The sequence below is a fragment of the Sphingomonas mucosissima genome (assembly GCF_002197665.1).
Taxonomy (GTDB): Bacteria; Pseudomonadota; Alphaproteobacteria; order Sphingomonadales; family Sphingomonadaceae; genus Sphingomonas; species Sphingomonas mucosissima.
This window is the reverse complement of record NZ_NBBJ01000001.1, coordinates 187,418-209,595: the sequence shown is the minus strand read 5'-3', so window position 1 is coordinate 209,595 and position 22,178 is coordinate 187,418. Positions and strand designations below refer to the sequence as shown.

Annotated in this window: 23 protein-coding genes; 13 read left to right on the top strand and 10 right to left on the bottom strand. The window is 65.6% G+C overall.

All coding sequences use genetic code 11. The features are described 5' to 3' along the window. Nucleotides 1-114: 114 nt before the first annotated feature. Together SPMU_RS01000 and gltX are read right to left on the bottom strand one after the other, a co-directional pair. Nucleotides 115-777 (bottom strand): energy transducer TonB, encoded by a 663-nt coding sequence (locus SPMU_RS01000; RefSeq protein ID WP_088331075.1) that lies wholly within the window; start codon nt 775-777, stop codon nt 115-117. A gap of 106 nt (nt 778-883) precedes the next feature. Continuing rightward, nucleotides 884-2,212, bottom strand: a complete 1,329-nt coding sequence (gene gltX, locus SPMU_RS00995; protein WP_088331073.1) for a glutamate--tRNA ligase — start codon at nt 2,210-2,212, stop codon at nt 884-886. 117 nt (nt 2,213-2,329) lie between these two features. On the opposite strand from gltX, the gene SPMU_RS00990 reads away from it, so the two are divergent. After that, nucleotides 2,330-3,265, top strand: coding sequence for a ribose-phosphate pyrophosphokinase (locus SPMU_RS00990; protein WP_088331071.1), 936 nt, complete (start codon nt 2,330-2,332; stop codon nt 3,263-3,265). Between the two features lie 151 nt (nt 3,266-3,416). On the opposite strand, the gene SPMU_RS00985 is transcribed toward SPMU_RS00990, so the two are convergent. Both SPMU_RS00985 and SPMU_RS00980 read right to left on the bottom strand, forming a co-directional pair. Then, nucleotides 3,417-3,743, bottom strand: a complete 327-nt coding sequence (locus SPMU_RS00985) for a pilus assembly protein PilZ (protein WP_088331069.1) — start codon at nt 3,741-3,743, stop codon at nt 3,417-3,419. 24 nt (nt 3,744-3,767) lie between these two features. Beyond that, nucleotides 3,768-4,289 (bottom strand): sterol desaturase family protein, encoded by a 522-nt coding sequence (locus SPMU_RS00980; protein WP_088331067.1) that lies wholly within the window; start codon nt 4,287-4,289, stop codon nt 3,768-3,770. 51 nt (nt 4,290-4,340) lie between these two features. Here SPMU_RS00980 and SPMU_RS00975 point away from each other — a divergent pair, with 51 nt between their 5' ends. The 3 genes from SPMU_RS00975 to SPMU_RS00965 all read left to right on the top strand — a co-directional run bounded on the left by SPMU_RS00975 (nt 4,341) and on the right by SPMU_RS00965 (nt 7,657). Beyond that, the gene (locus tag SPMU_RS00975) at nt 4,341-5,951 is read left to right on the top strand and encodes a lysine--tRNA ligase (RefSeq protein WP_088331065.1); all 1,611 of its coding nucleotides are present in this window, start codon (nt 4,341-4,343) and stop codon (nt 5,949-5,951) included. 75 nt (nt 5,952-6,026) lie between these two features. Continuing rightward, nucleotides 6,027-6,617, top strand: a complete 591-nt coding sequence (locus SPMU_RS00970) for an SOS response-associated peptidase family protein (RefSeq protein ID WP_088331063.1) — start codon at nt 6,027-6,029, stop codon at nt 6,615-6,617. 35 nt (nt 6,618-6,652) lie between these two features. Beyond that, complete coding sequence (locus SPMU_RS00965; protein WP_088331062.1) at nt 6,653-7,657, top strand: histone deacetylase family protein; 1,005 nt, start codon at nt 6,653-6,655, stop codon at nt 7,655-7,657. A 68-nt stretch (nt 7,658-7,725) separates the two neighbouring features. On the opposite strand, the gene SPMU_RS00960 is transcribed toward SPMU_RS00965, so the two are convergent. Then, nucleotides 7,726-8,961: a dipeptidase gene (locus tag SPMU_RS00960; protein WP_088331061.1), complete on the bottom strand. Its 1,236-nt coding sequence runs from the start codon at nt 8,959-8,961 to the stop codon at nt 7,726-7,728. A 315-nt stretch (nt 8,962-9,276) separates the two neighbouring features. On the opposite strand from SPMU_RS00960, the gene SPMU_RS16785 reads away from it, so the two are divergent. Further along, on the top strand, nt 9,277-9,444 hold the full coding sequence (locus SPMU_RS16785) for a hypothetical protein (RefSeq protein ID WP_169715599.1): 168 nt from the start codon (nt 9,277-9,279) through the stop codon (nt 9,442-9,444). Nucleotides 9,445-9,683: 239 nt separating this feature from the next. On the opposite strand, the gene SPMU_RS00955 is transcribed toward SPMU_RS16785, so the two are convergent. Then, nucleotides 9,684-10,328 carry a peptidylprolyl isomerase gene (locus SPMU_RS00955; RefSeq protein ID WP_088331059.1) on the bottom strand — a complete coding sequence of 215 codons (645 nt, stop codon included), beginning with the start codon at nt 10,326-10,328 and terminating at the stop codon, nt 9,684-9,686. 462 nt (nt 10,329-10,790) lie between these two features. Beyond that, nucleotides 10,791-11,318, bottom strand: a complete 528-nt coding sequence (locus SPMU_RS16780) for a hypothetical protein (RefSeq protein ID WP_088331057.1) — start codon at nt 11,316-11,318, stop codon at nt 10,791-10,793. 98 nt (nt 11,319-11,416) lie between these two features. Here SPMU_RS16780 and SPMU_RS00945 point away from each other — a divergent pair, with 98 nt between their 5' ends. After that, nucleotides 11,417-11,791, top strand: a complete 375-nt coding sequence (locus tag SPMU_RS00945) for a PRC-barrel domain-containing protein (RefSeq protein WP_088331055.1) — start codon at nt 11,417-11,419, stop codon at nt 11,789-11,791. A 6-nt stretch (nt 11,792-11,797) separates the two neighbouring features. Here the strand turns inward: SPMU_RS00945 and SPMU_RS00940 are convergent, their stop codons facing one another. Continuing rightward, on the bottom strand, nt 11,798-12,184 hold the full coding sequence (locus SPMU_RS00940) for a hypothetical protein (protein ID WP_088331053.1): 387 nt from the start codon (nt 12,182-12,184) through the stop codon (nt 11,798-11,800). Beyond that, nucleotides 12,181-14,373 carry an excinuclease ABC subunit UvrB gene (gene uvrB / locus SPMU_RS00935; RefSeq protein WP_088331051.1) on the bottom strand — a complete coding sequence of 731 codons (2,193 nt, stop codon included), beginning with the start codon at nt 14,371-14,373 and terminating at the stop codon, nt 12,181-12,183. Before uvrB ends, SPMU_RS00940 begins: the two co-directional genes overlap by 4 nt. 307 nt (nt 14,374-14,680) lie before the next feature. On the opposite strand from uvrB, the gene SPMU_RS00925 reads away from it, so the two are divergent. The 3 genes from SPMU_RS00925 (at nt 14,681) to SPMU_RS00915 (ending at nt 17,498) form a co-directional block, all read left to right on the top strand. Next, entirely contained in the window at nt 14,681-15,502 is an 822-nt protein-coding gene (locus SPMU_RS00925) for a ferredoxin--NADP reductase (protein WP_088331041.1), read from the top strand. Between the two features lie 332 nt (nt 15,503-15,834). Beyond that, on the top strand, nt 15,835-17,178 hold the full coding sequence (locus tag SPMU_RS00920) for an amidohydrolase (protein ID WP_169715598.1): 1,344 nt from the start codon (nt 15,835-15,837) through the stop codon (nt 17,176-17,178). Beyond that, entirely contained in the window at nt 17,175-17,498 is a 324-nt protein-coding gene (locus SPMU_RS00915; RefSeq protein ID WP_088331037.1) for a hypothetical protein, read from the top strand. The genes SPMU_RS00920 and SPMU_RS00915 overlap by 4 nt, the downstream gene beginning before the upstream one ends. 71 nt (nt 17,499-17,569) lie before the next feature. Here SPMU_RS00915 and SPMU_RS00910 read toward each other — a convergent pair whose 3' ends face one another. Beyond that, on the bottom strand, nt 17,570-18,562 hold the full coding sequence (locus SPMU_RS00910) for an adenosine kinase (protein ID WP_088331035.1): 993 nt from the start codon (nt 18,560-18,562) through the stop codon (nt 17,570-17,572). A 165-nt stretch (nt 18,563-18,727) separates the two neighbouring features. Here SPMU_RS00910 and SPMU_RS00905 point away from each other — a divergent pair, with 165 nt between their 5' ends. The 4 genes from SPMU_RS00905 to SPMU_RS00890 all read left to right on the top strand — a co-directional run bounded on the left by SPMU_RS00905 (nt 18,728) and on the right by SPMU_RS00890 (nt 22,134). Continuing rightward, the gene (locus SPMU_RS00905) at nt 18,728-19,399 is read left to right on the top strand and encodes an EI24 domain-containing protein (RefSeq protein ID WP_342746425.1); all 672 of its coding nucleotides are present in this window, start codon (nt 18,728-18,730) and stop codon (nt 19,397-19,399) included. Continuing rightward, the gene (locus SPMU_RS00900; RefSeq protein ID WP_088331033.1) at nt 19,396-19,761 is read left to right on the top strand and encodes a hypothetical protein; all 366 of its coding nucleotides are present in this window, start codon (nt 19,396-19,398) and stop codon (nt 19,759-19,761) included. The genes SPMU_RS00905 and SPMU_RS00900 overlap by 4 nt, the downstream gene beginning before the upstream one ends. A 193-nt stretch (nt 19,762-19,954) precedes the next feature. Continuing rightward, a complete protein-coding gene (locus SPMU_RS00895; RefSeq protein ID WP_088331031.1) occupies nt 19,955-20,878 on the top strand; it encodes an ABC transporter ATP-binding protein in 924 nt (307 codons plus the stop codon). Further along, nucleotides 20,875-22,134, top strand: coding sequence for an ABC transporter permease (locus SPMU_RS00890; RefSeq protein WP_088331029.1), 1,260 nt, complete (start codon nt 20,875-20,877; stop codon nt 22,132-22,134). The genes SPMU_RS00895 and SPMU_RS00890 overlap by 4 nt, the downstream gene beginning before the upstream one ends. The last annotated feature ends 44 nt before the right edge of the window (nt 22,135-22,178 follow it).

The following is a 22,178-nucleotide window of genomic DNA, read 5'->3' as shown; positions in this document are numbered from 1 at the left end:
CCAACATAGTGGCGCGACCCCGCCGAGGCCAGCCCTTCACCATTGCGGCCCCGCTACCATGGCCGGAAAAACGGCGAGATCATCGCCCGCCGCCTCCCCGACCATCCGCTTGGCCTATGACATCAGCTGGAACCGCACGGTCATCTCCTTGACCGTTTCGGTCGCCACGCCGTCGCGCGTCGCTGGCTGGAAGCGCCATTTGGCCATGGCGTGCTGACGGGTAGCGCGGCAGAAGTCCTCGCTCGTTGCCGTTACGCATTCCGCGCCAACCACCCGTCCGTCGCGGCCGATGGTCACGCGCACGGTGACATTGCCCTCGCGCTCGGCACGGCGCTCTCCCGCGGGATATTCCGGCTGAAGCTGACGGGCGTAGCGCGGATCCACGCGCGCATCGACGATGACTGGGGGCGCAGGGGGATCAGCCCGCGTCATTTCGCCGGTGGGGAGCGGCGGCAATGGTGGCAGCGGCGGCAAGCGAAGCGAGGGGATCACATATTCGCCTGAGGTGTCGGGCGTGAGCGAGGTTGACGTCATCGGGCGCTCCCGCGGCACGGCAAGACTATCCTTTGTCACACGTGGCGGCTGCGGCGGCATCGGCTCTGGCGGCGGAGGATCGAGCGGGATGTTTTCGATCCGCAACGAGGTGCGCTGCTTGATCGCTTCGATCACCGGGGCGGAGAACATCAGGGCGCCGATCACCCCCGCATTGATGGCCACGGCAACGGCAAGGCTTCCGACATTCACCCCGGCAGGCCGGGCATAAAGGTTCGCGTACATGATCCTCTCCTATGATGTTGTTATTCTTCTCCTTCCGAGCTTCAGCTCAGGTTGTGATGTTACCACGTCTCATATCACGCGCAAGCGTCGATGATTGTAGCTTTCGTCAGCCGCCGCGCAGTCGAGCAAGCGCCCGATCGCGGCCGATCAGCGGCAGCATCGCCGCCATATCAGGCCCGTGATCGCGGCCGGTCAGTGCGCGGCGCAACGGCAGGAACAGCGCCTTGCCCTTGCGCCCGGTGGCTTCCTTCAATCGGCTGGTAAGCTGCTGCCATGGGTCAGCGCTCCAATCGATCGCCTCGGCCGCATCGGCAGCCGCCGCCAGATATTCGCCGTCGTCAGAGGTGTCCGCCAGGTCGACCGGCCCCTCGATCACCTGCCACCAGTCCGCCGCCTCCGCGACCGTCGCCAGGTTGGGGCGCACCGCATCCCACGCCGCTGCCGTCATGCCCGCGGGCAGTCGCTGCGCCACCTCTTCGAACGAGAGCTGGTGGACGATGCGCGCGCTCAGCTGCGCCAGTTCGCCCTCGTCGAACCGCGCCGGCGCCCGGCCAAACCGGCCAAAGTCAAAGGTTTGAAGCAACGGCTCCATGCCCGAGACCGGCTCCACCGGATCGCTCGTCCCCAACCGCGCGAGCAGCGCCCGGATTGCCTGCGGCTCGACTCCCGATTCGCGCAGCTGATCCACGCCCAGGCTGCCCAGCCGCTTGGAAAGCTTGCCCTCGCTCCCCGTCAGCAAGGCAGTGTGCGCGAACGTGGGCAGCGTGCTGCCGAGCGCGACGAACATCTGGACCTGCAACGCCGTGTTCGCGACATGGTCCTCGCCGCGCACGACATGGCTGATGCCGAGGTCAATGTCGTCGATCGCCGACGGCAGCATGTACAGCCACGTGCCATCGGCACGCCGCACGACGGGGTCGCTCATCGTCTTGGGGTCGAAGCGCTGGTGCCCGCGCACCAGATCGTCCCATTCCACCACCGCTTCGTGATCGAGGCGGAAGCGCCAATGCGGCCGCACCCCCTCATCCTCCAATCGCGCGCGATCGGCGTCGGTCAGCTGAAGCGCGGCGCGGTCGTAAACCGGCGGCAACCCGCGACCGAGCTGGATCTTGCGCTTCAGGTCCAGCTCCTGGCTGGTCTCATAAGCGGGATAGATTCGCCCGGCAGCGCGCAGTTCATTGAACCGCGCCTCGTACAGGCCGAAACGTTCCGACTGGCGCACTTCCGCATCCGGCAGCAGGCCAAGCCAAGCCAGATCGTCGTGGATTGCGGCCACGAATCGCTCCTCGCTTCGCTGCGCATCGGTATCGTCGATGCGCAGCACGAAGCGTCCGCCTTGTGACCGCGCGAACATCCAATTGTGTAGCGCGGCACGGATATTGCCCACGTGCAGGCGGCCGGTCGGTGAAGGGGCGAAGCGGGTAACCACGGTCATGCAGCGCCGGTTAGGCGCCCCGCGGCCGATCCGCAAACTGTCTCACCGATCCATGTCGCGCGATTGCAACACGGGGCTTTCGCGCTAAGGGGGCGGCGCAGAAAGGGCGCGACAACCATGAAATTGATGACCGGCAACTCGAACCTGCCGCTGGCGCGCGACATTGCCTCCTATCTCGAGATCCCGTTGACGGAGGCGCTCGTTCGGCGCTTCGCCGATGAGGAGATTTTCGTCGAGATCATGGAGAATGTCCGCGGCGAGGACGTGTTCCTGATCCAGTCGACCAGCTATCCGGTGAACGACAATCTCATGGAACTGCTGATCTGCATCGACGCGCTGAAGCGCGCGTCGGCGAAGCGGATCACCGCCGTGGTGCCTTATTTCGGCTATGCGCGGCAGGACCGGAAGCCCGGCCCACGCACGCCGATCTCTGCGAAGCTCGTGGCCAATCTGATCACCACCGCAGGCGCCGATCGTGTCCTGTCGGTCGATCTGCACGCCGGCCAGATCCAGGGCTTTTTCGACATCCCGACCGACAATCTCTTTGCCGCGCCGGTGATGTCGGCCGACATCCTGGCGCGCTTCGGTTCCAAGAACCTGATGGTCGTCTCGCCTGACGTAGGCGGCGTGGTGCGCGCCCGCGCGCTCGCCAAGCGCTTGCACAACGCGCCTCTCGCCATCGTCGACAAGCGCCGCGAACGCGCCGGCGAATCGGAAGTGATGAACATCATCGGCGACGTCGAGGGCCGCTTCTGCATCTTGATCGACGATATCGTCGATTCGGCCGGCACCTTGTGCAACGCGGCCGCCGCCCTGCGGGAGTCCGGGGCCGAGGACGTCGTGGCCTATGTCAGCCATGGCGTGCTGTCGGGCGGTGCGGTCGCCCGTGTCGAAGGGTCCGCGCTGCGCGAGCTCGTCATCACCGATTCGATCGGCAACCAGGAAGCGATCAGCAGCACCGGCCGCATCCGCCACCTCACGATCGCGCCGCTGCTCGCGGAGGCGATGCGCCGGATCGCCGACGAGACGAGCGTTTCTTCGCTGTTCGACTGACGATATTGAGGGCGTCCGCTCAGGAGAGCGGCGCCCTTATCGGTTCAGCCTCGCAGACCAAGCGGTCGGACAGCCGGCGCGCAGCACAGCCGCAAGACGCCGCGTCAACGGCCTAATCAGTTGAAATGGTTACGCTGGTTTGCGCAACCGGTCAGCTGTCGCCCAGCGCCACGATATGGTCGAACACCGCCGGATGAAGCGGCTTCGTGAATGCGCAGCCGTACCGGTATTTGTCGCGCCAGGCGACCACCGCCTCCAGCCCCGCCAATCCCGGAAGCGTCAGCCACACCGTGGTGCCGGGCCACAAAGTGAAGCTTGTCTGCGCGCGAAATCCGGTGGTCGACAGATCGACTACTTCGATCTCGAACCGGGTGGTGCCGCGGTCGCGCAGATGCGCCCGCATCTTCACTGCCTTGCGCAATGCCCGGCGGTTTTCGTCGCCGTCGGTCGAGCTTGGGAGCGGAATGGCGTGATCCATGACCGCCACTATCCGCCGTGAAAGTTACTTTTCCGCAAACGTCCGAACCGAACCGGTCGGAGCACGCACGCCCGCACGCCCACGCCGCTTCAGCTCCGCCTTCAGCGCTTCCGGCTTGGGCGCGACGAGAAAGCCGAAGCTGACCGTGCCCTCCTTGGTGTTCACCACGTGATGTAGCCGGTGTGCCTGGACGATGCGGCGCATATAGCTCGATTTCGGCAGGTAGCGCGTGCGCACCCGCTCATGCACGATCACGTCGTGGAAGCCGAAATAAATCGCGCCATAGGCCGCGATGCCAGCGCCGATCCACGCGAATCCTTCCCACCCGCCGCCCTGCAGGCCGCCATAGATCAGCGCGATGGAGGGCACGGCGAAGATCAAGCCGTACAGGTCGTTCAGCTCGAACCGGCCGGTACGCGGCCGATGATGGCTTTCGTGCAGGAACCAGCCCGGCCCATGCATCACCCAGCGGTGCATCACATAGGCAAAGCCCTCCATCCCAGCGACGGTGAGGAGGAAGAAGAGAAGGCCGGTCCAGGTCGACATGCGACGGCCATATAGCCATCGCGCGCGCGCCTCGCTACGTCGCACCGCGTTATGACAGACGCATTCGATCCCGAACGGCGCGCCGCTGCGCTCGAGTCCAAGGCCTGGCCCTATGAGGAAGCGCGAAAGCTCCTGAAGCGCTGGCCCGAGGGCAAGTTCGCCAAGGACGGGACTCCGGAACCGATGCTGTTCGAAACCGGCTATGGCCCCTCCGGGCTGCCGCACATCGGCACTTTCCAGGAAGTGCTGCGCACCACCATTGTCCGCCGCGCTTATGAGGAAATGACCGGCCGGCCGACCCGGCTGGTGGCGTTCAGCGACGACATGGACGGCCTGCGCAAGGTGCCGGACAATGTGCCGAACAAGGAGTTGCTCGCAGCGAACCTCGGCAAGCCGCTGTCGCGCGTCCCCGATCCCTTTGGCAAGTTCGGCAGCTTCGCCGCGCACAACAATGCGATGCTGCGCGATTTCCTCGATCGCTTCGGCTTCGAATATGAGTTCGTCTCGTCGACCGATCACTACACCTCGGGCCGCTTCGACGAGAAGCTGCGGGACGTGCTGCGCAACTACAACAAGATCATGGCCGTCATGCTGCCGACGCTGCGCGCCGAGCGACAGGCGACCTATTCGCCTGTCCTGCCGATCAGCCCCAAGTCCGGCGTCGTGCTCCAAGTTCCGGTCGAGGTGGTCGATGCGGAGGCCGGTATCATCCGCTTCGTCGACACCTCTGTTCCCGGGGACGAGACGGTAGAACAGTCGATTCTCGGCGGCAGGGCGAAGCTGCAGTGGAAGCCCGACTGGGGCATGCGCTGGGCTGCGCTCGGCGTCGATTATGAGATGTATGGCAAGGACCTGATCGATTCAGGCGTGCTCGGCGGTAAGATCGCGCAGGTGCTCGGCGGGCGGAAGCCCGAAGGGCTGATCTACGAGTTGTTCCTCGACGCGAAGGGGGAGAAGATTTCCAAGTCAAAGGGCAACGGCCTCTCGATCGAGGAGTGGCTGACCTACGGCCCCGACGAGAGCCTGGCCTTCTACATCTATCGCGAGCCGAAGAAGGCGAAGTCGCTTCACCTCGGCCTCATCCCGCGCGCGGTGGACGATTATTGGCAGTTCCGCGCGAACTATCCGGCGCAGGGCTGGAAGGAAAAGCTCGGCAACCCCGTCCACCACATCCACACGGGCGATGTGCCCGCCGAGACGTTGCCAGTCACGTTCGGGCTTCTGCTGAACCTCGTCGGCGTGATGGGTGAAGGCGCCACGGACGAGCAGGTCTGGGGCTATCTCGGCAATTACCTGCCTGACGCGAACGCTGCCGCGCATCCGGAGCTCGACCGGATGATCGGCTATGCGCTCGCCTATCACCGCGATTTCATCGCGCCCACGCTGAAGCGGCGCGCGCCAGAAGGCGTCGAAGTCGCGGCGCTCGAACGGCTCGACGCCGATCTCGCCACGCTGGGCGAGGATGCCTCGGCCGAGGATATCCAGAACGCGATCTATGAGATCGGCAAGACGGGCGACTTCGCCGAGCTCCGCGACTGGTTCAAGGCGCTCTACGAAACGCTGCTCGGCTCGAGCCAGGGCCCGCGCATGGGCAGCTTCATCAAGCTCTATGGCGTCGCCAACACCCGCCGCCTGATCGCCGAAGCGCTGGCGGCGCAATAAGGCCGCGTCCCGGCGCCAGCTTTCCGCTTCTCGGGGAGTTGGCGCCGGCCGCCACGATCCGCTAACCCGCAAGCCATGTGCAACGAGGCCGCCCGCCGCATCGCCATCGACGAATTGCGTAACGACTGGGGCGAGACGCGCATCCCGCTCGTCTTCCCCGAAGGCGTGCCCAACATGGCGCCGCTCGAAAGCTTCCGCATCACCGATCCGACGATCATCATCCGCGGTGTCGACGGCGGCAGGGACGAGGCCGAATGCCTCACCCGGCGCTGGAGCTGGCCCGGCGCGGGCGGCCGTCCGGTCTACAATTTCCGCTCCGACGGGCGCGACGTGCGCGCTGGTCGCTGCCTGATCCCGGTCGACAGCTTCTTCGAATTCACCAAGTCCGCCGATCCGAAGGCGAAGCGCAAGGACAAATGGGCCTTCCGCCTCGCCGGCCACGACTGGTTCTGCATCGCCGGCCTGTGGCGCAAGGACGCGAGCGTTGGCGAAGCCTTTACCATGCTGACGTGCGAGCCGGGCCCGGACATCGCGCCCTACCATTCGCGGCAGGTCGTCGTGCTCGGCCGCGATGCCTGGGCCGACTGGCTCGATCCCTCCGTGCCATCCGCCGATTTATGCCAGCCGCTTCCCGCCGGCAGCCTCACGGTCGCTCAAGTGCGCTGAGCAACCCTCTCAAACTCCAGACAAGGTACAGCCCGATGCGGCGCTTCTTCTCCCCCGATCAGCTGCGCCACGCCCCGGCGCAGGAACTGCACAACGGGCAGTTCACCGATTACGCCGAAAAGCCCTCGCGCGCGCAGATGATCCTGAGCGCCATCGGCGGCGCCGAGCAGCCCGAGGATCGCGGCGAAGCGCCGATCCGCGCGGTGCATGACGCTGGCTACCTTCAGTTCCTGAAGGACGCACCCGCCGCTTGGGCCGCCGCCGGCCGCCCGGGCGATGCGATTCCTTACGCCTTCCCGATCGTCGGCCGTCGCCCGCTCCGCCTCGATCGCATCGATGCGCTGATGGGCCGCTACGCCTTCGACGCGACCACGCCGATCACGCCGCAGACCTGGACCAGCGCCTATGGCAGCGCGCAATCTGCGCTCGCCGCCACCCATGCCGTGCTGGCGGGCGACCGCACGGCCTTCGCCCTCTGCCGCCCACCGGGCCACCATGCCGGCGCGGACTATTTCGGCGGCTATTGCCACCTCAACGTCGCCGCCATCGCCGCCCAGGCCGCGTGCGATGCGGGTCATGAGCGGGTCGCCGTTCTCGATATCGATTATCACCACGGCAACGGCACGCAGGACATTTTCTGGCAGCGCGGCGATGTCTTTTACGCCAGCGTTCACGCCGATCCCGCGACCGATTATCCCTTCTATTGGGGCCATGCCGACGAGGTAGGCGAAGGCGCGGGCGAAGGCACCACGCTCAACCTCCCGCTCCCACATGGCACCACCGCCGATGCCTTCCGCGCCGCGCAAGCGACCGCGCTTGAGGCGATCGCCCGCTTCGGCGCGACCTTCCTGGTCATGAGCTTCGGCGCCGACACATGGGAAGGCGACCCGATCAGCCGCTTCGCGCTGACCACGCCGGATTATGCGATCCTCGCCAAAGACATCGCCGCGCTCGGCCTTCCGACCGCGATCGTCATGGAAGGCGGTTATGCGATCCACGCCTTGGGCGCCAATGTGGCAAGCTTGCTCAGCGGTTTCTGAGCCGGCGCGGTAGCGCCTCCGGTGGCCGGGCCGGGCGTTGGCACTTGCCCGCGCCCGACCCGCCGCGATTACTCGGGCTCGATCGCATCCACCGGCCGCATGTTGCGCTGGCCGGCCGCCACCGCCTCCACGCGCTCCATGACCCGCAGGACGTTGCCCTGCGACAGATTGGCAAGATCGGCATCGTTCCACCCCCGCCGCGCGAGCTCCGCGAACAAGCGGGGATAACCATCGACGCCCCCCATGTCCTCGGGCGCGGTTCCGCCGATGCCGTCATAGTCTCCGCCGATGCCCACGGCGCCCTTGCCGGCGATGCGGGCGATATGGTCGACATGATCCGCCACCGTGGCCGCCGTGACGCGCGGCATCGGGTGCGCCGCATCCCAGGCGATCAGCGGCGCCGGCGCCTTGGGCCCGTAAACATCCGTCACCAGCCCCTGCGCCTTGCCAAATGCCGTGCGCTGCTGATCCCACGCGCGCCACTCGGCCGACAGGAACGCCGGGTAGAGGTTGACCATCACCACGCCGCCCGCCGTGCCGATGCGGCGAAGCAGGTCGTCGGGAATGTTGCGCGGCACGTCGGCGATCGCCCGGGCCGAGGAATGCGAGGCAATCACCGGCGCCTTTGATAGATCGAGCACCGCCGCCATCGTCGTGTCAGCCACATGGCTCACATCGATAATCATGCCAATTCGGTTCATCTCGGCCACCACATCGCGGCCAAAAGCGCTAAGCCCGTTTGCACGCGGCGCATCGGTCGACGAGTCAGCCCAGTCGAGGCTCTTGCCATGCGTCAGCGTCATATAACCGACGCCAAGCTCCTTCATCTGACGCAGCACGGAAAGCCGACCATCAATCTGATGCCCGCCCTCAATCCCGATCAGCGAAGCGATCTTCCCGGTCTTTTGTGCGCGGCGCACGTCGGCTGCGCTCGTTACGAGGGCGAGTGTTCCGGGGTTCGCCGCCACCACGCGCCGCACCACGTCGATCTGCTCCAGGGTCATCTCCACCGCCCGTGGCCCCAGGACGCTGGCGGGGATCCATACCGACCAGAATTGCCCACCGACGCCGCCCTGCCGCAGGCGCGGAATATCCGTCTGCAACGGATAGGGCAGCGCCGCGGTGTTCTTCGTGAGGTCCACGTCCTCCACCTTGGCTTCATGCCGTTCGCGGATCTCCCAGGCGAGGTCATTGTGGCCGTCGATGATGGGCGTCCGCTCCAGGAGACGGGTGATCCGCGCGGGAACGGCGGGTGCTGGCGCAGTGGCAGCCTGAGCAGCAAGCAGGAGGGCGATCAAGGTCATGGCAGCTCCAAGAGGCGCAGCGTGTCGAGGAACTTACCGACATGCCGCGGGTTGTGATCAGGCTCGCATGAAACCGAGCATCATAAACGTCTTGCAAAGCCGTCATTGGCGCAAGCGTCAACCGAGCCTCGTCGCATCTGCGCGCCGGGGCCAACTTGCCTTTGGAGGGGGTAGGGCAGCACGAACCGAAAGAATGAGAGTTATAGGGGCAGTTCCAGGCTGCCTGCCAGCGCCGGATCTTACAGATTTGATCCAGGTGATTTCGTGACTTCTCGCGCGGGCATATGCGGCGATTCGGGAGATGGAGTGAATTCGGTGAACGACGATAAGGAATATTATTACAGGCGCGCCGAGTCAGAGCTTGAAATGGCGCAACGCACTGAAGTTCCGGAAGCTGTGAAGGCGCACTACACGTTGGCCGGCTATTATCTCGACAAGGTGTATAATGAGGAAGCGAACGCGAACGCTCCGTCGATAACGTGATTGCGACCGTCCTGCTTCGCTGATCCCATTGCGGCGGACATCATGCGCTCCGCATACCGTCCGCCTGCTTAGCTCCTTGCCTCACGTCTCTTCAGACATCTTGCCGCCCGCCTGAGATGTTCGGGTCCTACCCCGACAATCGGCAAGACAGCGCTGATTACCTTATCCCTCGCCCACCCCGCCCAACCGCTCATTCCTAATGTCCGGCAGCGGCGCGCGGCGGCGGCACCGCATTTGCCTCAGCCGTCTTTTCGCCCTTCGAAAATCCACGGGCGCGGTCGTCCGGTCGGCTTCGGCTTTCCATCCACTCGGACCGCACGCTTCACAAAGACCGGCTTCATCAGCAGCGTGCCGTTCATCGCCCCGCTGGTTGGCTCCGCCAGAATACGCTTCACCACCGCTTGCCCTGCAACCACACGACCAAAAGCGGCATAGCCGGGATTGTTTGGCTTCCAATCCATCCACGGCATCGGCCCGACGGCAATGAACCAATTGCCATTGGCGGAGCCGGGCTCGCCACGCCGCGCCATGGAGATCGTCATGTCCAGATGCTTGATGCCGGTCTGCTTGGTCGATTCGTGCGGGATCATGTCCAGGAATCGGCGCGCATCGGTGCGGATGCCCGACTGGATAAAGCCAAGCTTCGGCGCGTTCTTTTGCCGCGCCACCCGGTAGAAGCTGACCCCGTCGAAGCGGCCGTCGTCGACATATTTCATGAAATTGGCAGTGGTGGCCGGAGCACGCTTGGCATCCAGCGCCAGCGTGATCACGCCGAGCGCTGTTTCCAGCCGGACGCGAACGAAGCCCGGCGTCGCCCGGTCGGCGCGCTGAGCGGCGGCTGGCAGCGACACGACGACGGCAAGAAGCAAAAGAAGAAAGCGCATCGCTGGACGTCTAACGGTGAACGACGCCAAGCTCTACTGCCGCCAGCGGGCAAAGAAGACCACGCGAACCGCCGTCGCGACAAACGCTCGGTACGGATATGCCACATATGAGAAGAGGTTGCCGAGCAGCCCTCCCGGGCAACCCGACAACCCCTAAACATGGTCAGCGGCCGGAGAGCTCCAGCCCGGGAGACCATGCAGGCCTCTGAACGCTACAGGTTCCGGCGTTGACTGGAGGGGAATACCTCCCGCCGAACCGCTACAGCCTCAGAAGCGCGTCCCCCGAACGAACTGAACCGACCCCATTGCTGAACCATGAGACATCGGATCACCTCCTTTCGCTGGTTGATAACGAGCGTGACCTCATCGGCCACATCCGCAATCTGATTCCTTTGGCGATCGGAAACAAGTCTTGTTTTGCGCGGCGCTTTGAACGATCCTCTGCGCCCCGCGAGCATCCTATCAGCCGCGGCAATCCTCGATCACCCGGCCGATCTCTGCATATGAGGGCAGAACCAGCGTCGGCGCGCCCTGCTGCTGGATCGCCACCCGCCCGCGGCTGAAGGCCATGGCATCCAGCAACGGTTCGCGTGCGGCGAAAACGACCTGCGCAGACGGTGCCGCGCCTGCCGCGATCTGCACCGGCACCGCGCGCGTGCTGCTGGTGGTACGGATCGTCATGGCGCCGCTCGCGGTGCCGGGCCGTGACAGGATCACCTGACGATTGGCAAGGTCACAGCGCAGCGACAGCTGCGGCGCCCCGCCGCCCTGCCCGAACGTCGCACGGGTGCCGCCCGCCTCGCGCGCATAGCGCCACGTCCCGGGCGTGAACGGCCAATCCTGCCAGTCGCCGGCGAGCGGCGCAGGCTTGGGCGCAGGGGGCGGCGGCGGCGCGACTGGTGGCGGGGGTGGCGGCGCATCCGCCGGCGGCGCGACGCACCCCGCGATGCTGAGCGGGATCAAAAGGGCGGCGGCAAGCAAAAGACGCATGGCGCACCCTAACCCGCTCCGGCGCATCGGCTCAACCGGAACCGGCGCGCGGGAAGATCGGTTCAGCGAAAGAAGATCAGCGCCACAGGGAAACAACCATGAGCACCACCGACACCCCGACCACCCTTGCCCTGATCGAAGCGACGCTTGTCTCGACCGTGAAGGTCGAAAGCCGCGACGGCGACAAGATCGGTGTCGTTCATTCCTTTCTTGCGCACAAGGTAAGCGGGCGCGTTACCCACGCGGTCCTGAGCCTCGGCGGGTTCCTCGGAATGGGCAAGAGCTTCTACCCGCTGCCATTCTCGCTGCTGCAGTTCGATTCGGTGCGCGACCTGTACGTCGTGACGATCGATCGCCGCATGCTGGAAGGCGGCCCGAGCTGGGCCAACAACGCGCCGCATTTCGATCAAGCCTATGCCGATCGCGTCGCCGGCTATTACGGCGTCAGCGGCGAGGACGTGACGCTGCGGTAAGGCGCGTTAGCCTCGCCTGACGCCCGGTCCCTTGCGCCTATCGCCAAAGCCCGCGGCGAGCCGAGCGACAACCGCGACCACGCTGGCGACAAGGCATCCGAACCAGCCGAAGAACACCGCGAACGAGGCGCCGCCACCTTCATACGGGCGTGTATCGGTATAAACGGTGCACGCCCAGCCGGCTGCGGTCATTAGCGCGATAACGACCCAGCTCGCTCGGGTCGATCGACCGCGCAGGATCAGGAACGGCACCAGCGTCGGCCCGGCGATCAGCGCGATCTGCGTCACCAGCAGCCCAGCGCTTTCGTAATAACCGGCGATGACGATCACGGCGGCGGCGGTCGCCAGCGCATAGGCTACCGCCCGCGCGACGAACCGCCGGGTCTTCTTCACCGCCGCTTCGCCATCCGCATCTGCTGCTGCTTGCCAAAGCGCGTCTTGCGCGTGCCCGGCTTGCCTTCGTTGCTGCGTCCCATCAGCGGCGCCTTGTGCTCGTGCACCGGCAGGCCAAGCTCCTCCTGCTCCAGGTTGCGGATCTCGTCGCGCAGGCGGCCGGCCTCCTCGAATTCCAGGTCGGCGGCGGCCTTGCGCATCTTTTTCTCGAGCTCCTCGATGTACGCGCGCAGATTGTGGCCCACCATGTGCGGCCGTTCCTCGTCGCCGGTGTCGATCAGCACGCCGTCCTTGTTCGATACGTGCGCGATGATGTCGCCGATGTTGCGCTTGATCGTGGTCGGCGTGATCCCGTGTTCGAGGTTGTACGCCTCCTGCTTCTCGCGGCGGCGCGCCGTCTCGTTCATCGCCCGCTCCATCGAGCCGGTGATGCGATCGGCGTAGAGAATCACGCGCCCATCGACGTTGCGCGCCGCGCGGCCGATCGTCTGGATCAGCGATGTTTCGGAGCGCAGGAAGCCCTCCTTGTCCGCGTCCATGATGCACACCAGCCCGCATTCGGGAATGTCGAGCCCCTCGCGCAGCAGGTTGATGCCGATCAGCACGTCATAGACGCCCAGCCTAAGGTCGCGGATCAGCTCGATACGCTCCAGCGTCTCGACGTCGGAGTGCATGTAGCGGACCTTGACGCCCGCCTCGTGCATATACTCGGTCAGATCCTCCGCCATCCGCTTGGTCAGGGTGGTGACAAGCGTGCGATAACCAAGCTCCGCGGTCTTGCGACATTCGACGATGCAATCCTGCACCTGCTCCTCGACGGGACGGATCTCGACCGGCGGATCGATCAGGCCCGTCGGGCGGATCACCTGTTCGGCGAAGACGCCGCCGGTCTGCTCCATCTCCCAGCCGCCGGGCGTCGCCGAGACGCTGACGGTCTGCGGGCGCATCGCGTCCCATTCGTTGAAGCGCAGCGGGCGGTTGTCGATGCAGCTCGGCAGACGGAACCCGTACTCAGCGAGCGTGATCTTCCGCCGATGGTCACCGCGCGCCATCGCGCCGATCTGCGGCACCGTCTGGTGGCTTTCGTCTACGAACAGCAACGCGTTCTCGGGCAGATATTCGAACAGCGTCGGCGGCGGCTCGCCCGGCAGACGGCCGGTCAGGAAGCGGCTGTAGTTCTCGATCCCATTGCAGCTGCCGGTGGCCGCAATCATCTCGAGATCGAAATTTGTGCGCTGCTCCAGCCGCTGATGCTCGAGCAGCTTGCCCTCCGCCTCCAGCTCCTTCAGCCGCTCGGTCAGCTCATGGCGGATCGCCTCGGTCGCCTGCTTCATCGTCGGCCCCGGCGTCACATAGTGCGAGTTCGCATAAACCCGCACCGAGTTCATGCTCGCCGCCTTCTTGCCGGTCAGCGGGTCGAACTCGACGATCTCCTCGATCTCATCACCGAAGAAGCTGATCCGCCATGCCGCATCCTCAAGGTGCGACGGAAAGATCTCCAGATTGTCGCCCTTCACGCGAAAGTTGCCGCGCTGGAAAGCCGCGTCGTTGCGCTTGTACTGAAGCGCGACGAGCTTCCTCACGATCTCGCGCTGATCGACGCTCTGCCCCTTCTTCAGGTCGAAGATCATCGCCGAATACGTCTCGACCGACCCGATGCCGTAGAGGCACGAGACGGAGGCGACGATCAACACGTCGTCCCGCTCCAGCAGCGAGCGGGTGGCGGAGTGACGCATCCGGTCGATCGCCTCGTTCACCGAGCTTTCCTTCTCGATGTACGTGTCGGACCGGGGGACGTACGCCTCCGGCTGATAATAATCGTAGTAACTGACGAAATACTCGACCGCATTCTCGGGGAAGAAGCTCTTGAACTCCCCGTAAAGCTGCGCCGCCAGGATCTTGTTCGGCGCGAGGATCAGCGCCGGGCGCTGCATCTCCTCGATCACCTTGGCCATGGTGAAAGTCTTGCCCGAGCCGGTGACGCCCAGCAGCACCTGGTCTTTTTCGCCCGCCTTTGCCGCCGCGACAAGCTCGGCGATCGCCGTCGGCTGGTCACCTGCGGGCTGATAGTCGGACACCAGCTTGAACGGCCTGCCCCCCTCCACCTTCGCGGGGCGCTGCGGACGATGCGGGACGAAATTGTCGTCCGTCTCGGGTTCAGCAAGCGTGGTACGGATCTGAATCGCCATGGCACGAATATGGGAGCGACCGGCGCGGAACGGAAGAGCAACGAGCGGCGTCAACTGGCGGCGCGTTGCACTTGCGCCGCCGTGCACCTAATTGCCCGAAAGCCCCGCGCCGATCACGCCCTGCCCTTCCCCTACGGAAATTGGCCGGGCGCGATCGGCTATTCGGCCTGCGAACTTTTCTTGCTTGCGACCGGGACGCAGGGCGACGACGTTGATAGGTACCAAACTGGCGGTCAGGTGTTGAAGACTGCCGATGATTGAGGTGGCGCCGCCTTTCGCGTGAGGCCGTCATCAAGGAGCGAGATCGTTGACCGTGCTTGCAGAACCGAAGTTGATCCCCGACCACAAGGCCTTCCTGACGGTCAACGTCAAATGGGTGCGCCACTGGAACGAGCATCTGTTCAGCTTCGCGGTCGATCGGCCGTCCTCGCTGCGTTTCCGCTCGGGCGAGTTCATCATGATCGGCCTCCCAGGCGAGGAAGACGCGGCAAAGCCGATCATGCGCGCCTATTCGATCGCCAGCCCATCCTATTCGGACGAGCTCGAATTCCTGTCGATCAAGGTAGAGGACGGCCCGCTGACCGGCCGCCTGCAGGCGATCCAGCCAGGCGATCAGCTCTACATGGGCAAGAAGCCCACCGGCACCCTGGTCTGCGATGCGCTGCTCGGCGGCGAGCGGCTGTGGCTGCTGTCGACCGGCACCGGTCTTGCGCCTTTCCTCAGCCTCGCGCGCGACCCTGAAGTCTATGAGCGCTTCAACCAGATCATCGTCGTCCACGGCGTGCGTCGGGTCAGCGACCTGGCTTTCCGTGAGGAGCTCGCGGCCAGGCTCGCCGAGGATCCGCTCGTCGGCGATCAGGCGCAGGAGCAGTTCCACTATATCCCGACCGTCACGCGCGAGGAATTCGAGACCAAGGGCCGGATCACCGACCTGATCGCCGACGGCCGCCTGTTCTCCCCGCCAGTCACCGGCCCGACGAAGTTCGATCCGGAGACCGACCGTGTGATGCTTTGCGGCTCCACCGCGATGATCCGCGAAACCGCACAGATGCTGGAACAGCTCGGCATGACGGAGGGTTCAAACGCCAATCCCGGCCAGTTCGTGATCGAGCGCGCCTTCGTCGACTGATCTCCACCGCGGTCACCCCGGCCCCATGCCGGGGTCCAACCCTGCGCCCGCGCTAAAAATGTCGGATGCACGTAGCGCTGGATGACGGGACAAGCCCGGCATGACGTGCAACCCTACGTCCGTTCTCCCGCGCACCCTTCGCCCAAATACCCACCGTCACCCCGGCCTTGTGCCGGGGTCCAGGGTTCCGCACTCTCTCACGCCCGCGGCCTTGAGCAACGCTGGATGCGGAACAAGCCCGGCCTGACCTCCACGATGGAGCTTGCGTAATCGCGCACCCTCTTCACCCCAGCGTTCCGCCGGCTATGCTGTGCGCAACAAAGGGGAATTGCATGCGCCGCACGATCATCGCCGCTTTACTCACCGCCGCCACGACGCCCATCATCGCCGCGCCGGCGGCCGCAGCGCCCGATTACCAGGCGCAGATCAAGGCCGATTACGATCGCGATCTCGGCAAGCTGTGGGATCAGCTACACCGCAATCCCGAGCTGTCGTTCCGCGAGGTAAAGACCGCCGCTGCCGTCGCCGCCGAGTTCCGCAAGATCCCTGGCATGCAGGTCACCGAAAAGGTCGGGCAGACCGGCGTCGTTGGCGTGCTGAAGAATGGCGCCGGCCCGACCGTGCTGATCCGCGCCGACATGGATGGCTTGCCGGTGCAGGAAAAGTCCGGCCTGCCAAACGCCTCCACGGTGCGGCAGGTGGGCGTCGACGGCGTGGAAACGCCCGTGATGCACGCCTGCGGGCATGACACCCACGTCGTTGGCCTGATCGCCACGGCGCGGCGGCTCGCCGCGATGAAGGACCGCTGGCAGGGGACGGTCGTGTTCGTCGGCCAGCCCGCGGAGGAGCGGATTGCGGGCGCCAAGGCAATGGTGGCGGACGGCCTCTACACCCGCTTCCCCAAGCCCGATTACGCCCTGGCCTACCATGTCGATGCCAGCATGGAGACGGGCAAGGTCGCTGCCAGCGAATCGATCCAATATTCCTCGTCCGATTCGATCGACATCGTCGTGCCGGGCGTCGGCGCACACGGCGCGAGCCCGAACACCGGCAAGGATCCGGTCTATATGGGCTCGCAGATCGTGGTGGCGCTTCAGGGCCTGATCAGCCGCGAGCGCGCGCCGCTGCTGCCCGGCGTCATCACCGTCGGCTCGTTCCACTCCGGTCTGAAGCACAACATCATCACCGACGAGGCGAAGCTTCAGGTGACGGTGCGCGCCAATGACGAAAAGACCCGCGCACAGCTCGTCTCCGGGATCAAGCGGGTCGCCGAGGGCGTTGGCGTGATGAACGGGATGCCAAAGGACAAGCTGCCCGTGGTCACGGTAATCGAGGGAACGCCGACGACGATCAACGACGCGCCGCTTGCCAAGCGGCTGAACGCGGTGCTGGTGAATACGCTCGGCGCGGCCAATGTGGTGCCCTTCGAGCAGATGGGCATGGGCGCCGAGGACTTCGCCTATTTCGTGCAGCCCGACACGGGCGTGAAGGGCTATTACTTCGCCGTCGGCGGCACGCCCAGGTCGGCGCTCGACGCCGCACGCAACGGCGGCCCCGCGGTCGCCTCGCACCATTCGCCGCTGTTCAAGATCGCCCCGGAGCCGGTGGTGGTGACCGGCGCCACCGCGATGACTGCCGCCGCGCTCGACCTGCTGAAGCCGGGGGCCGCACAATGACCCGCGCCCCCGTGCTACTCGCCCTGGCGCTCTCCGGCGCCATCGCCGGGTGTGACGTCGGCCCGGACCCCGCCGACGTCAATCGCGTGCGCGAAGGCACCGAAGCCGTGCGCCGCCAGCTGCGGCAACCCGAGACCGCGCAGTTCAAGGGCGTGGCGGCTCATGGCGATGCGGTCTGCGGCGAAGTGAACGCAAGCGTCGGCATGGGACGCACGGGCTATGAGCGCTTCATCGTCAAGAAGGGCGAGGTGACGCTTGCCTCACAACTGCCGACCGATGCGGCGATGGATGCGCGCTGGGCGGCAGACTGCCAACCGTGATACGAAAATCGGGTACTGGCCGGAATGTGCCGGCCAGTACCCGAAGTGCCCCGCAAGCAGGCCGGCGTCGCTCAGAGATCGGCCGCCAAGGTCTTCAGATCGGCCAGCGGACGCGCCCCGAAATGGCTGATCACTTCGGCCGCACAAACCGCGCCGAGCCGCAGCGAGCGCTCCAGCCCCCAGCCCTGCGCCTGCCCGTGCAGGAAGCCAGCCGCGAACAGATCACCCGCACCGGTGGTATCCACCACCTTCTCCACCGGCGCTGCCGGCACCGTCACGCGCTCGTCACCGGCGATGGCGCAGGCCCCCTGCTCGCTCATCGTAACGACCAGCAGCGGCACCTTGTCCTTCACCGCCGCAATCGCCGATTCGGTATCCGCGGCCTCGGTCAACGACACGATCTCCGCCTCGTTGGCGAACAGCACGTCGATCAGGCCCGCATCGATAAGCTGGTGGAACGCCGCCCGATGGCGGTCGATGACGAACTCGGCCGAGAGCGTGAAAGCGACCTTGCGGCCAGCCGCCCGCGCCACATCGATCGCTTCACGCATGGCGGCGCGCGGCTCTTCCGGATCCCAGAGATAACCTTCGAGATACAGATACTTAGCACCCGCAATCAGGTCGCGGTCCAGCGCCTCGGCGGGCAGATAATGCGACGCGCCCAGGAAGGTGTTCATCGTGCGCTGGCCGTCAGGCGTCACGAAGATCAGGCAGCGGCCGGTGGTCGGGCTACCGGCGCGCGCCGCCGTGTCGAACCGGATGCCTGCCGCACGAATGTCGTGCGCAAACACGTCGCCGAGCTGATCATCCGCCACCTGGCCGATGAAGGCGCACGTGCTGCCGAGCGCCGCCATCCCGGCAATCGTGTTCGCCGCCGAGCCGCCGGACACTTCCTGCCCTGGCCCCATCTTGGCGTAGAGCGCGTCCGCTTCCTCGGGCGAGAACACCAGCGCCATTGCGCCCTTAGTCATCCCATTGTCAGCGACAAAGTCGTCGGTGGCGGGGGAAAGAATGTCGACAATGGCATTGCCGATCGCGACGACGTCGTAGCTGGGCTGGGTCAAGGAACGATCCTGCAGGCGCGTCCGCCCCGATTCCTGCTGTGCTGCATGCTTTCCGGAAGAAAGACAGCGGCAGAGCCAGGTGCGGCTCGAACGGGATGAGTGTTGCGGGCGCCGTAATTGCCGCGCACGCCTTGCGCAACCGCACAGGGGCGCGCATTCCCGGCCATGATGTTGCAGGCATTCGCGCTCAGCCTCTCCCAGCTTGGTGATCGAGCGGTGCTACGGGTCCTTGCCAGGAGCCTTGCGCTGACGTTCGCCCTGTTTGTGCTGCTCGGCGCAGGCACCTGGTGGGGTGTGGACCTGCTCCTCGCCCAGCAGGCGTTCCGGGGCGCGCTGGCATCGGCCGTCGCCCTTGTCGTGACCGTGCTCGCCTTCTGGCTGCTGTTCCGCGCCGTCGCGATTGCCGTTGTCGGTCTGTTCGCAGACACCATCGTCGCCGCCGTCGAGCGGCGTCACTATCCCTCGGCGCTGGCAAGCGCGCGCGATGTGCCATTTGCCCATTCCTTGCGCATGGGGCTTTCCTCCGCCGGCCGTTTCGTCGCCGTCAACCTGATCCTCCTCCCGCTCTACATCGTCCTGCTCGCCACCGGTGTCGGAACGGCGGCGCTTTTTCTCGCCGTGAACGCATGGCTGCTCGGCCGCGATCTCGGCGACATGGTGGCCGCGCGCCACCTTTCGCCCGAGACGATGGGCGCTTGGCGGCGTAAAACCGCAGGACGTCGCTTCATCCTTGGCCTGATCGTCACGGGGCTGTTCCTCGTGCCCCTGCTCAACTTCCTGGCGCCAGTGATCGGGGCCGCGTTTGCCACTCACTTCTATCACCGGAACCGTCGATGACGCGCTTTTCGCTCCCGATCCTCGTCCTGCTCCTGTCTGGCTGCGCCACGGTGGCGAGCACCGCGCCCGAAGCGGCAGACCTTGTCCCCATCCCTTATGGTTCCGCCGGGTTGGAGCGCGTCATCGGGCAGGATGCGAACGGGCTGGTGCGCTTGTTCGGCCAGCCCGACGCCGATGTCCGTGAGGGCAACGCCCGCAAGCTCCAGTTCCAAAGCCGCATCTGCGTCCTCGACACCTATCTGTATCCCAAGGGTTCCGCGGAGCCGCGCGTGACCTACGTCGACGCGCGTCAGCCCGACGGCCGAACGATCGATCGCGCCAGTTGCGTCGCCGCGCTTACCCGCCGGGTCGGCGGCAAATAGCGGCTCCGAGATGCGAAGCCACGCCGGCGGCCGGGGGCCCGTGAGCCCGCCACTACAATCGTTAGCGTGATCTTTCCGGATTTGCCGTTAAGCCCCTCAGGCCACCCGCCCACCGGACCCGCCTGCTGGTCGGACATGGCGCCCGTTCTCACCGCCCGCGGCAATCGCCGCGGCCATTTCCAGGACTAGCCAAGTGGATAGCACGGGAGATCCCGTCATTGTCGCTAAGGGGCTCGTCAAGCGCTTCGGCGGGCGCCTGGTGGTGGACGGCATCGATCTCACCGTCCCGCATGGCATGATCTATGGCGTGCTCGGCCCGAACGGCGCCGGCAAGACCACGACGTTGCGCATGCTGCTGGGCATCATCGAGCCTGATGGCGGGCAGCGCACCCTGCTCGGCCACCAGCATCCCCGCGACGCCAGCGATCGGGTCGGCTATCTGCCGGAAGAACGCGGCCTCTACCCTGCAATGAAAGCGCGCGAGGCGATTGCCTTCATGGGCGCACTACGTGGCCTGCCGTGGAGAGAGGGGCGCGCACGGGCCGAAACGCTCTTGCAAAATGCCGGCCTCGGTCATGCGGCTGACGACAAGATCCGCAAGCTTTCGAAGGGCATGGCGCAGCTCGTTCAGTTGCTCGGCTCGGTGGTCCACCAGCCAGATCTGCTGGTCTTGGACGAACCATTCTCCGGTCTCGATCCGGTCAATCAGGAGCGGCTGGAGGCGTTGATCCTGGCGGAGCGGGATCGCGGCGCGACCGTACTCTTTTCCACCCACGTCATGGCGCATGCCCAGCGATTGTGTGACCGGCTGGCGATCATCGCCGGTGGCAAGCGCCGCTTCGAAGGCACGGTCGCCGAGGCCCGCGGAACGCTGCCGCAACAGGTTCATTACGTGCCCCATTTTCCGAACGACGGCTTGCGGCACCAACTGCCGCCGGATGCACGCGCCGATGGCGACGGCTGGCGTTTCGAACTGCCGCCTGAGGGGATCGAGGCATTGTTGAAGCGGCTGATTGAGGCCGGTTACGGCATTTCCGGCCTGTCCATCGAACGACCCGGGCTGCACGAGGCGTTCGTGCGGATCGTCGGCCAAGCCGCGCTGGAGCAGGCCGCATGAGCGATGCCAAGGGCAAGTTGCGCCGCCGCCTGCGCCAGACCTTCACCATCGCGCGGCGGGATTTCACCGCCACCGTGTTCACCCCGATCTTTCTCCTGTTCCTGTTCGCGCCGGTGATCATGGGCTCGTTCGGAGCCATTGGTGGCCTTGGGGCGGCCTCCGTATCGGCAGGATCGGCCGAAAAGGAGCGCCTGGTGGCCATTGCACCGCCGCACGAGGCCGAGGCGCTGATCGCAGCTGACCGACAACTGCGCCCGCTGTTTCCCGGCGAACTCGCGCCTCCAGCGCTGGAGGTCCGTGCACCGAATGGCGATCCGGCCCCGCAGGCCCGCGCAGCGTTGAACACACCGGGCGTGGACGTTGTAGCAGTGATGAGCGGCCCGCTCGATGCGCCGCGCATCCTCTTCGGCCAAAGCCGCAGGGCAGCCCGCTATCTTGCCGCCATTTCCGAACAGGCGATGCGGATCGCCGCCGTCGGCCCGCTGCCCCCCAGCCGTCCTGTCTTCACCCGGACCGCCCGCGAGGCCCCAACACTCAGCGGGCGCAACACGGCCGCGTTCGCCGCGGTATTCGGCATCTTCTTCCTCACGCTGTTCCTGTCAGGCCAAGTGGTCGGCACCATGGCGGAGGAGCGCAACAACAAGGTGATCGAAGTGCTCGCCGCCGCTGTGCCGCTGGAAAGTGTCTTCCTGGGAAAGCTGCTCGGCATGTTCGGGGTGGCCGTGCTGTTTGTCGGTTTCTGGGGAGTGGTAGTCAGCCAGATCGGCATGTTGCTGCCCGCCAGCGCCGACCTTGCCGGCATGGCGCCCGCCGTAGGGTTCGGCACCTTCGTGCTGCTCTTCGCTGGCTATTTCACCACCGCTTATCTCCTGCTCGGCTCAGTCTTTCTCGGCGTGGGCGCGCAAGCCTCGACCATGCGCGAGATCCAGATGCTCTCGCTGCCGATCACCATCCTTCAGGTGGCGATGTTCGGGCTCGCCTCGGCGGCCGCATCGGATCCGGACAGCCGGCTGGCAACCATTGCGGAAGTTTTCCCGCTCTCCTCTCCCTTCGCGATGGCGGGACGCGCCGCGAACTCACCTGAGTTGTGGGCACATATCGTCGCGCTGGCTTGGCAGATGCTGTGGGTGGCCATCTTCATCAGCGTCGGCGCGCGCCTCTTCCGCCGCGGCGTTCTCCAGTCCGGCAGCCCAGCCAGTGCCTGGAAAAAGCTGTTCCGAAGAGGAGGCAAGACGGGCGGAAGCATCCCCTATTGACAAGATTGTCAGTTGAGTTCTTCCTTGTCGCATAGAACGCGGGA

Coding starts and splice junctions, on each gene's coding strand:
- SPMU_RS00945 (WP_088331055.1), top strand. CDS start 11,417: ATGAGCACCACCGACACCCCGACCACCCTTGCCCTGATCGAAGCGACG.
- SPMU_RS00890 (WP_088331029.1), top strand. CDS start 20,875: ATGAGCGATGCCAAGGGCAAGTTGCGCCGCCGCCTGCGCCAGACCTTC.
- SPMU_RS00920 (WP_169715598.1), top strand. CDS start 15,835: ATGCGCCGCACGATCATCGCCGCTTTACTCACCGCCGCCACGACGCCC.
- SPMU_RS00975 (WP_088331065.1), top strand. CDS start 4,341: ATGACAGACGCATTCGATCCCGAACGGCGCGCCGCTGCGCTCGAGTCC.
- SPMU_RS00955 (WP_088331059.1), bottom strand. CDS start 10,328: ATGCGCTTTCTTCTTTTGCTTCTTGCCGTCGTCGTGTCGCTGCCAGCC.
- SPMU_RS00980 (WP_088331067.1), bottom strand. CDS start 4,289: ATGTCGACCTGGACCGGCCTTCTCTTCTTCCTCCTCACCGTCGCTGGG.
- SPMU_RS00915 (WP_088331037.1), top strand. CDS start 17,175: ATGACCCGCGCCCCCGTGCTACTCGCCCTGGCGCTCTCCGGCGCCATC.
- SPMU_RS00970 (WP_088331063.1), top strand. CDS start 6,027: ATGTGCAACGAGGCCGCCCGCCGCATCGCCATCGACGAATTGCGTAAC.
- SPMU_RS00905 (WP_342746425.1), top strand. CDS start 18,728: ATGATGTTGCAGGCATTCGCGCTCAGCCTCTCCCAGCTTGGTGATCGA.
- SPMU_RS00960 (WP_088331061.1), bottom strand. CDS start 8,961: ATGACCTTGATCGCCCTCCTGCTTGCTGCTCAGGCTGCCACTGCGCCA.
- uvrB (WP_088331051.1), bottom strand. CDS start 14,373: ATGGCGATTCAGATCCGTACCACGCTTGCTGAACCCGAGACGGACGAC.
- SPMU_RS00990 (WP_088331071.1), top strand. CDS start 2,330: ATGAAATTGATGACCGGCAACTCGAACCTGCCGCTGGCGCGCGACATT.
- SPMU_RS16780 (WP_088331057.1), bottom strand. CDS start 11,318: ATGCGTCTTTTGCTTGCCGCCGCCCTTTTGATCCCGCTCAGCATCGCG.
- SPMU_RS00900 (WP_088331033.1), top strand. CDS start 19,396: ATGACGCGCTTTTCGCTCCCGATCCTCGTCCTGCTCCTGTCTGGCTGC.
- SPMU_RS00985 (WP_088331069.1), bottom strand. CDS start 3,743: ATGGATCACGCCATTCCGCTCCCAAGCTCGACCGACGGCGACGAAAAC.
- SPMU_RS00965 (WP_088331062.1), top strand. CDS start 6,653: ATGCGGCGCTTCTTCTCCCCCGATCAGCTGCGCCACGCCCCGGCGCAG.
- SPMU_RS01000 (WP_088331075.1), bottom strand. CDS start 777: ATGTACGCGAACCTTTATGCCCGGCCTGCCGGGGTGAATGTCGGAAGC.
- gltX (WP_088331073.1), bottom strand. CDS start 2,212: ATGACCGTGGTTACCCGCTTCGCCCCTTCACCGACCGGCCGCCTGCAC.